The sequence below is a fragment of the Tahibacter aquaticus genome (assembly GCF_004363655.1).
GTDB classification, from domain to species: domain Bacteria; phylum Pseudomonadota; class Gammaproteobacteria; order Xanthomonadales; family Rhodanobacteraceae; genus Tahibacter; species Tahibacter aquaticus.
The window spans coordinates 20,368-25,459 of the sequence record NZ_SNZH01000030.1 but is presented as its reverse complement, the minus strand read 5'-3'; the positions used below and the strand labels follow the sequence as shown (position 1 = coordinate 25,459).

1 protein-coding gene is annotated in these 5,092 nt (G+C 68.8%); it reads left to right on the top strand.

Going from position 1 to position 5,092, the window contains the following annotated elements; genetic code table 11:
• A partial coding sequence (locus DFR29_RS29515) for a polyketide synthase (protein ID WP_208113759.1) occupies nt 1-5,092 on the top strand: 5,092 nt, incomplete at both ends.

The window sequence follows — 5,092 nt, the reverse complement described above, 5'->3', positions numbered from 1 at the left end:
TGCAGATGCAGCACCGCCAGATCGTGCCGTCGCTGCATTCGCGCACGCTCAATCCGCATATCGATTTCGCCGGTAGTCCGTTCACCGTCAACCAGAGCCTGACCGACTGGGCCGCGCCCGTGATCGACGGCCGCAGCCTGCCGCGCATCGCGGGCATTTCCTCGTTCGGTGCTGGCGGTTCGAACGCGCACATGATCGTCGAGGAATACACCGCGGCAGCGGGCGTCGCAGCCACGGCCGAACCCGTGCTGCTTGTGCTGTCGGCGCGCACGCCGGAACAGCTGCAGCGCAAGGCTGCCGACCTGCTGGCGTACCTCGCCGGTACAGCGCAGCCGGCGCTGGCATCGATGGCGTACACCTTGCAGATCGGCCGCGAAGCGCTGGACGAGCGCCTTGCCGTGGTCGTGAGCACGCCGGCCGAGCTGGTGGAAAAACTGCGCGCGTTCGGCGCCGGCGACGGCGACGTGGAAGCGCTGTACCAGGGCCATGCCAAGCGGCACAAGGAAGCGCTGAGCCTGTTCAGCACCGACAGCGACCTGCAGCAGACCATCGGCCGCTGGCTCAGCGGGCGCAAGCTGGAAAAGCTGGCGGAACTCTGGGTCAAGGGACTGGACTGGGACTGGAATGCGCTGTACGCCGCCTCGGCCGCACCGCCGCGCCTGAGCCTGCCGACCTATCCGTTTGCGCGCGAACGGCATTGGCTGGAACTGCCGGCCGGCAATGCTGCCGGCAGCACCGCTGTGCTGCATCCGCTGCTGCACGCCAATACCTCGGATCTGTACCGGCAGAGCTTTGCCTCGAATTTCCGCGGCGACGAAATCTTCTGTACGCCGGGCAAGACCTTGCAGCCCGGTGCCTATCTGGAAATGGCGCGTGCGGCGCTGGTACAGGCCACGCGCATCGACGCGGCGGCGACGATCGAATTGCGCAACATCGCCTGGCTGGCGGCGCCCGTGCTCGTGCGCGAGAACCCGCTCACGATTGCACTGCAGGCGCTGGACGACAGCCAGTTCATCTACGAGATCGTCAGTGCCGGTGCGGACGAAGACATCGTGCACTGCCAGGGCGAGGCGGTACTGCTCGACAGCTTGGCCATGCAGCCGGTGGATCTGGCCGCGCTGCAGGGGCAATTGCACGCGAGCGGCGGGCAGCGCTACCGCAGCGAAGCGCAGCTGCTGCAGCGTTTGCAGTGGCCGCCTGCCGCGGCGAGCGCCTACGTGCTGCATCCGGCATTGCTGCAGCAGGCGCACGAGGCCGCGCTGGAGCTGATCGGTGCTGCGGCACAGCCGCTGGCGCTGGACTGCCTGCGCGTGGCGGCGGCGCTGCCGGCCGAGTGCTGGCTGTGGCTTCGCCCGGCGGCGCAGGCCGCGGGTGCGGCCGGCGAAGTCGCGCTGGACCTGGATTTCTGCGATGAGCGGGGCCAGGTCTGCATGCAGCTGCATGGCCTGGTCTTACGCTCCGACGAATTGGTCAAGACGCATAGTGAAACAGTGGAAATTGCATTACCGCTGGCCGCGCCACTGCGCATTGCACTGAACGGTGCGGCGGTCGGCGGCAGCGCAGCACCGGCAGTGGTGCAGAAGCACAAGCCGCGCTTCGCGCTGGCAGCGCCCGGCGCGGTCGTCGCAGCCGAGTTGCAGCGGCACCAGGTCGCCACGGCCAGGCCGCGCATCAGCCTGCACAACGCCGTCGCCACCGCGGCTGGCGGGCAGGGCGAAGTCAATGTGACGGATCTTGGCGGCGGTGTCGTAGCTATCCGCATCAATGCCGGCCGCAATGTGCTCGGCGCAGAACTGATCGACGCGCTGCTGCAGGCCTTCGAAGCGGCAGGCAGCCGCGACTCGCTGCGCGTAGTGCTGCTCAGCGGCACGCCGCAGGATTTCCTGCACGGCGACGCGGCGCAGTACAACCTGGCGCTGCAGCGCCGGCTGCACGAGACCATTGCTGCATTTCCGTATCCGGTCGTCGCCGTGATGGCCGGCGATGCGACTGGCGCCGGCTGGTGGCTGGCTTCGCTGTGCGACCTGATGCTGTGCAGCGAGGAAGCGCAATACGGCTATGCGGTTACCGATCACAGCCTGCTCGCCGCGCACAGCAATCTGCTGCAGGAGCGTTTCGGCAGCCTGCGCGTGCAGCAGTTGCAGTCACCGCCGGCGTACCTGTCCGGCAGCGCGCTGAAGGCCAGCGGCTGGACCTGTCCGATAGTCCCCCGCGCCGACATGGAACAACAGGCGCAGCAGCTGGCAACGCGGCTGGCGGGCAAGTCGCCCGAGGCGCTTCGGCTGCTCAAGGCGCATCTGGCGCGGCCGCTGCGCGAACTGGCGCTCGCGCTGGTGCCCGCTGCTGTTGCGGAGGCCAGCGGCGGCGGTGTCGCGCGCGTGATCCGGCTGGACCAGCGCGACCTGCCTACGGTCACGCGCCAGCTGGCCGAGGCCATCGCCCAGATCGAAGCCGGCAGCGCGTCCGGCTGTATCGTGCTGGCCAGCGAGATTGCACCGTTCGACGGTAGCGAGTCGGCCGAGCAGGCACTGGCCCTGCAGGCGCTGATCCAGCGCGCGCCGGTCGCCGTGATCGCGGCCAGCGCCGGCGATGCGCAGGGACTGGGCTGGTGGCTGGCTCTTTGTTGTGATGTACACATCTGCAGCGAGTCGGGCTGGTATGGCGCGGCCGAACTCTGCGCCGATCCGCGCGTTGCCGCGCAGGCGGCGGCAATCGTGCCGCAGCGTCTTGGTGCGGTGCTGGGCCGGGAAATGCTGCTGACTGGCGACGCGTATGCGGGCCTGACGCTGAAACAGCGCGCGCCGGCACTGCAGGTGGTGGCAGCCGACCAGGTGCTTGCCCGCGCCTTGCAGGTGGCCGAGGACTTGCGCGGGACGCCGCCGCGGCAGTCGCCGGCTGCACTGGCACCGTGGCGTGCCGACGAGTCAGCCTGGCAGGCGCCAGGCGCCGGCGCAGTGCCGCTGCAAAGCCATGTGGTCAGCGCGACCGTGCAGGCCGGCGGCGTGCTGCTGGTCGAACTGCACGACCGCGATGCAAAAAACATGTTCTCCGAAGCGCTGGTGGCCGGCGTCGGCGAAGTGTTCGCGCATATCGCGCAGACGCTGTACAAGGCCGTCGTGCTGACCGGCTACGACAGCTATTTCGCCTCCGGCGGCACCAAGGAAAGCCTGCTGGCGATCCAGGCCGGCACGGTCAAATTTACCGATTTCAAGATTTTCCACGCGGCGCTGCAATGCGATGTGCCGGTGATTGCGGCGATGCAGGGCCATGGCATCGGCGCGGGCTGGTCGCTGGGCCTGTTCGCCGATGTAGTGCTGTTCGGCGAGGAAAGCCATTACCTCAGCCCGTACATGAACTACGGCTTCACGCCGGGTGCCGGCGCCACCCTGAGTGTCGCCGACCAGCTGGGCCAGGACCTGGCACGGGAAAGCCTGCTCACCGCACACGAATACACCGGCCGCGAGCTGCGCCTGCGCGGCGTGGCGCAAAGTATACTTCCGCGCAATGCCGTGCTGGCCGCGGCGCTGGCGCTGGCGCAGCGCATGGCACGCCAGCCGCGCGAGCGGCTGATGAATTTCAAGCAGCAGTGGAGCACTGTGCGCCGCGCAGCGATCGACGCCACCTACCAGCGCGAACTGGCCATGCACGAGGCCACCTTCGTCGGCCGCGCCGACACGCTGGCGCTGATCGAGAACCGCTTCCGCCACAGCCAGACGCCGCAGCACCGCCCGGCCAGCGCGCCAGCCGCCGCAGCGCGCGTCGCCGCAGCGCCTGCACCCGTCGCGACGATGGCCGCGGCAATGCCTGCACCCGCAGTACCCGCACCCGCTGCGGCGAGCGCGGCCGGCGATGTACTGGCGCTGGTGACGGCGAACCTGCGCCAGCTGCTCGCCGCCGAGCTGCAGATGCCCGAGCACGATATCGACGACGAGGCGCAGTTCGTCGACCTGGGCCTGGATTCGATCATCGGCGTGACCTGGGTACGCAAGATCAACGAGGCCTACCGGCTGGAGGTCGAAGCGACCAAGGTCTACAGCCATCCGACCCTGGCCCAGCTGAGCCGGCATGTGCGCGACGAGGCGGAGAAACGCGGCAGCCTGCCCAAGGCCACCACGCCGACACCGATCACCGCCGGCACCGCTGTGCCGGTGCCGCTTGCGCTGCAGACACAGATACCTGTCGCGCCTGCGCGCAGCGCACGCAGCAACGCGCCGCTGACACGCGCCGGGCGCCTGCGCACGCTGGCGCCGCTGGCTTCCGGTGCAACGGCCGCACCGATGCCGGGCGCCATCGCCGTGGTCGGCATGGCCGGGCAGTTCCCGCAGGCAGCCAACCTGGCGCAGTTCTGGCGCAACATCGCCGACGGCCGCGACTGCATCAGCGTGGTGCCGCCCAAGCGCTGGGACATGGACCAGTACTACCGTGCCGGCGCTCCCGCACCTGGCCTGACCAACAGCCGCTGGATGGGCGCGCTGGACGACTACGACCTGTTCGATCCGCTGTTCTTCAATATCTCGCCGCAGGAAGCGGAGCTGATGGACCCGCAGCAGCGCCTGTTCCTGCAGGCCTGCTGGCAGGCGATCGAAGACGCGGGCTACAACGCGCGTTCGCTGTCGGGCAGCCGCTGCGGCGTGTTTGCCGGCTGTACCAACAGCGATTACCAGCAGCTGTCGCCGGACCAGCGCCTGACCGCGCAGGGCTTCACCGGCAACGCGAATTCGATCCTGGCCGCGCGGATTTCCTATTTCCTCAACCTGCAGGGGCCGTGCCTGTCGATCGACACGGCGTGTTCCTCGTCGCTGGTGGCGATGGCGCATGCCTGCGACAGCCTGGCCAGCGGCACCAGCGATCTGGCCCTGGCCGGCGGCGTCTACGTCATGACCGGCCCGGACATGCACATCAAGACCGCACAGGCGGGCATGCTGTCGACGGACGGGCGCTGCTTCACCTTCGACCAACGCGCCAACGGCTTCGTGCCGGGCGAGGGCGTTGGCGTGGTGGTGCTGAAACGGCTGTCGGATGCCGTGCGCGACAACGATCCGATCTACGGCACGATCCAGGGCTGGGGCGTCAACCAGGACGGCAAGACCAA